The sequence below is a fragment of the Streptomyces glaucescens genome, assembly GCF_002154375.1.
GTDB lineage: Bacteria > Actinomycetota > Actinomycetes > Streptomycetales > Streptomycetaceae > Streptomyces > Streptomyces glaucescens.
This window is the reverse complement of the sequence record NZ_MUND01000201.1, coordinates 1-4,269: the sequence shown is the minus strand read 5'-3', so window position 1 is coordinate 4,269 and position 4,269 is coordinate 1. Positions and strand designations below refer to the sequence as shown.

The window sequence follows — 4,269 nt, the reverse complement described above, 5'->3', positions numbered from 1 at the left end:
CGCGGGGCAGACGGGACTTTGCGGACACGACCTAGGAGCCGCCATGAGCAACGCAGACATCTTCGTCGGCGAGACCATCGGCACCGCGATCCTGATCCTCTTCGGCGCCGGCGTCTGCGCCGCCGTCACCCTCAAGCACTCCAATGCGCACGCCTCCGGATGGATCGTCATCGCGTTCGGCTGGGGATTCGCCGTGCTGGCGTGCGCGTACACCGCCGCTCCGCTCTCCGGCGGGCATCTGAAACCGACCCTCGCCTTCGGACTGACCGAAGGGCTGGGCGAGTCCGGCACGCTCGCGCTCATCGTGGCGCTGCTCGTCGTCGGCATCGGTCTCTCACTCGGCGGGCCGACCGGCTATGCCGTCAACCCCGCGCGCGATCTCGGACCGCGCATCGTGCACAGCCTGCTGCCGATCCCGAACAAGGGCACCTCGGACTGGGGATACGCCTGGGTTCCGGTGGCCGGCCCGCTGATCGGAGGAGCACCCGCCGGTCTCGTCCACAACGCAGCCTTCTGAACCGAGCCCAAGGGGTGGCCATGACGGACAACGCCGAGAAGTACGTCGCCGCGATCGACCAGGGCACCACGTCGAGCCGGTGCATCGTCTTCGACAGGGACGGCGGGATCGTCGCCGTCGACCAGCGCGAGCACCGCCAGATCTTCCCCAAGCCCGGCTGGGTGGAGCACGACGCCGGTGAGATCTGGTCCAAGGTGCAGGCGGTGGTCGCCGGAGCGCTCGCCAGGGCCGGTCTGCGGGCGGACCAGCTGAGCGCCCTCGGCATCACCAACCAGCGCGAGACGACCGTCCTGTGGGACCGGGCGACCGGCAAGCCCGTGCACAACGCGATCGTGTGGCAGGACACCCGTACCGCGTCCCTCTGCGACGAGCTGGGCGGTACGGACGGGCAGGACCGCTTCCGCGGGCGGACCGGGCTGCCGCTGGCGAGCTACTTCTCGGGGCCCAAGGCGGCCTGGCTGCTCGACAACGTGCCGGGGCTGCGGGCGCGGGCCGAGCGGGGCGAGATCGCCTTCGGCACCATCGACTCCTGGCTGGTCTGGAACCTCACCGGTGGCACGGACGGCGGCCGGCACGTCACGGACGTGACCAACGCCGGGCGGACCATGCTCATGAACCTGGACACCCTGGAGTGGGACTCCTCGATCCTGTCCGCGATGAACGTCCCGGAGGCGGTCCTTCCGGAGATCAGGTCGTCGGCCGAGGTGTACGGCACGGCCGTCGGCGTGCTCGCCGGGGTGCCCGTCGCGTCGGCGCTCGGCGACCAGCAGGCCGCGGTGTTCGGACAGGCCTGCTACGACGTGGGGACGGCGAAGAACACCTACGGCACGGGAAGCTTCCTGCTGCTCAACACCGGCAACCGGCCGGTACCGTCCAGGAACGGGCTGCTCACCACGGTGGGCTACAGGATCGGCGACGAGGCGCCGGTCTACTGTCTGGAGGGCTCGATGGCGATCACGGGCGCGCTGGTGCAGTGGTTCCGCGACCAGCTCGGCATCATCCGCAGCGCCGACGAGATCGAGCCGCTGGCGGCGAGCGTCCAGGACAACGGCGGCGCGTACATCGTGCCCGCCTTCTCGGGCCTGTTCGCGCCGTACTGGCGCTCCGACGCGCGCGGCGTCGTCACCGGCCTCACCCGGTACGTCACGAAGGCGCATCTCGCGCGGGCGGTGCTGGAGGCGACGAGCTGGCAGACGCGTGAGGTCGTGGACGCCATGTACCAGGACTCCGGGGTGCGGATCACGGCCCTGAAGGCGGACGGCGGCATGACGAGGAACAACCTGCTGATGCAGCATCAGGCGGACGTGCTCGGCGTGCCGGTGATCCGGCCGCGGGTGTCCGAGACGACCTGCCTCGGGGCCGCGTACGCCGCGGGGCTCGCCACCGGGGTGTGGAACGACCTGGACGAGCTGAGGGCGCACTGGCAGAAGGACGCCGAGTGGACTCCCGCCATGGAGGCGCCGGTGCGGGACCGCGAGTACCGGAGGTGGCGCAAGGCCGTGGAGAAGAGCTTCGACTGGGCCGAGAACGGCGACGGCTAGTGTCGCCCGCACGGGGTATCCGAACAGGTCTGCGGCCCGTACCCCAGTCGGCGGGGGTACGGGCCGTACCGCGCCCATCGGCACGAGCCGTACCGTGCCCAAGGGTCCGGCTCAGGTCGTGACGGCGCGGCGGCGCTCCGCGGCGTGGGCCATCGCATGACGGACGACGCCGATCAGGACCTCCTTGACCGACTCGCGGTCGCGCGCGTCGCACAGCACGACGGGTACGTGGTCGTCCAGGTCGAGCGCCCCGCGGACCTCCGCCGCCGGGTAACGCGCGGCGCCCTCGAAGCAGTTGACGCCGACGAGGAAGGGGATGGAACGCCGCTCGAAGTAGTCGACGGCCGCGAAGCAGTCCTCCAGGCGGCGGGTGTCGGCGAGGACGACGGCGCCGAGTGCGCCCTCGGACAGCTCGTCCCACATGAACCAGAACCGCTCCTGGCCGGGCGTGCCGAAGAGGTACAGCACCAGGTCCTCGCGCAGCGTGATGCGGCCGAAGTCCATCGCGACGGTGGTGGTGTGCTTGCCCTCCACACCACTGGTGTCGTCGACCGGACGGCCTGCCTCCGTGAGCGGTTCCTCGGTGCGCAGCGGTCTGATCTCGCTGACCGCGCCGACCAGCGTGGTCTTGCCCACGCCGAAGCCGCCGGCCACGAGGATCTTGAGCGTGACGGGCTCGACCGGGGGCCTGCCACGCTCGGAACGCCCGAAGATCATCGGTCTCTTCTCCTGCTTGATGAAGGTCGGTGGGCGCTGGGCGGTAGCCTCCGCGCGGCGGCGCCCGCGCTGCTCACAGCGCCCGGAGGCCGCTGATCACGTCGCGCAGAATGCTCTCGTCCGGCAGTTCGGCCGGGGGCACCGGGCGGGTCACGTGCACGAGTTCCGCGTCCACGAGGTCGCCGATGAGGACCCGGACGACGCCGATGGGCAGGTCGAGTTCGGCGGAGAGTTCGGCGACCGACTGCGGGGCGTCCCGGCACAGTCCGACGATCTCCACGTGCTCCGGGGACAGCGTCGGATCCCGTTCCGGGTCGCTCGCGTGGGACTCCGTGACGACCACCGCGATCAGGTCGAGGCGGTGCTGGGCCGCGTGGCTGGTGCGGCCGCGCGTCATGGCGTACGGGCGGACGACCGGCCCGGCCTCGTCGTCGAACCAGTGGCTTCTTGCCTGACCGTCTGCGCTCATGTCATCCCACTACCCGCCCGCGGGCAGATCGGTGCGCGGGGCGGTCGCCAGGTGCGGGCCGACCCGCTTGACCAGGAGCGTCATCTCATAGGCGACCTGGCCGATGTCCGAGTCGGCGTCGGAGAGCACGGCGAGGCAGCTGCCGTCGCCGGCGGCGGTGACGAACAGGAAGGCCTCGTCCAGTTCCACCACCGTCTGGCGGACGCCGCCCGCCTCGAAGTGGCGGCCGACGCCCTTGGCGAGGCTGTGGAATCCGGAGGCCACGGCGGCCAGGTGCTCACCGTCCTCGCGGCTCAGATCCTTGGAGACCCCCGTGGGCAGCCCGTCGCCGGACAGGACGACGGCCTTGCGGATGCTTGCGACACGGTCCACCAGATCGTCGAGCAGCCAGTTCAGCTCGCCGGTCCCGCCGGTCGTGGCGTGGTCGGTCGCCTTCGGTGCGGTCATCGACCGTCCCCCTTAGTCGTTCCTCGTGGTGCTGTGCCGCTCTGGGCGTCGTCGCCCGCGGCGTTCTCCTCGCGGCCGCGCCGCCAGCCCCGCTGGAGCGAGGCCATACGGCTGCGGACCTCGTCGGCGTCCCGCTCGGCGGGCGCCGCCCGGTCGTCGGTACGGCGTGCCGGTTCCTGCCTGAGCTGCGGCGCGAGACTGGCCTGGCGCACCCGGCGGGGCAGCCTGGTGGAGCCGGTGTCCGTGCCTGCGGCCGGGGCCGGGGTGCCGGTGGCTGTACCCGTGCCTTCGGCTGGGGCCGGCGTGGCTGGCCCCGGGCCTACGGCCCGGGCCGGGACGCCGGTGGCGGTGTCTCCGGCCGGGGCCGCGTCCAGGCCGTCCCGACGGCCGCCCCGGGTGGCCGCGGTGTCCGCGGTGTCCGCGTCGCCGCGGAGGTTGGCGCCGCCGTCGCGGCCTTCGCGGCGGGCCGGGAGCGACGGGAGGTCGACGCGGTCCCGGGAGTCCGAACGGTCGTCATGGTGGCCCGGCGGGGTGGTGCCGCGCCCGAGGGGCGAGCTGCCGCGGCGGCGGGTCGGGAG

5 protein-coding genes and 1 pseudogene are annotated in these 4,269 nt (G+C 72.3%); 2 read left to right on the top strand and 4 right to left on the bottom strand.

Annotated elements, in window-relative coordinates; all coding sequences use genetic code 11:
* The first annotated feature begins 43 nt into the window (after positions 1-43).
* Both CCN42_RS15105 and glpK read left to right on the top strand, forming a co-directional pair.
* Positions 44-517, top strand: coding sequence for an MIP/aquaporin family protein (locus CCN42_RS15105; protein WP_086736134.1), 474 nt, complete (start codon positions 44-46; stop codon positions 515-517).
* Positions 518-537: 20 nt separating this feature from the next.
* Positions 538-2,058 carry a glycerol kinase GlpK gene (gene glpK / locus CCN42_RS15100; protein ID WP_086736136.1) on the top strand — a complete coding sequence of 507 codons (1,521 nt, stop codon included), beginning with the start codon at positions 538-540 and terminating at the stop codon, positions 2,056-2,058.
* 111 nt (positions 2,059-2,169) lie between these two features.
* On the opposite strand, the gene CCN42_RS15095 is transcribed toward glpK, so the two are convergent.
* The 4 genes and pseudogenes from CCN42_RS15095 to CCN42_RS44415 all read right to left on the bottom strand — a co-directional run.
* The gene (locus CCN42_RS15095; protein WP_086736132.1) at positions 2,170-2,775 is read right to left on the bottom strand and encodes a GTP-binding protein; all 606 of its coding nucleotides are present in this window, start codon (positions 2,773-2,775) and stop codon (positions 2,170-2,172) included.
* 73 nt (positions 2,776-2,848) lie between these two features.
* Complete coding sequence (locus CCN42_RS15090; RefSeq protein WP_086170774.1) at positions 2,849-3,244, bottom strand: DUF742 domain-containing protein; 396 nt, start codon at positions 3,242-3,244, stop codon at positions 2,849-2,851.
* 9 nt (positions 3,245-3,253) lie between these two features.
* Positions 3,254-3,691 carry a roadblock/LC7 domain-containing protein gene (locus CCN42_RS15085; RefSeq protein ID WP_086736130.1) on the bottom strand — a complete coding sequence of 146 codons (438 nt, stop codon included), beginning with the start codon at positions 3,689-3,691 and terminating at the stop codon, positions 3,254-3,256.
* Positions 3,688-4,269, bottom strand: a pseudogene (locus CCN42_RS44415) (histidine kinase); the annotation flags it as partial. The pseudogene CCN42_RS44415 and the gene CCN42_RS15085, both read right to left, overlap by 4 nt.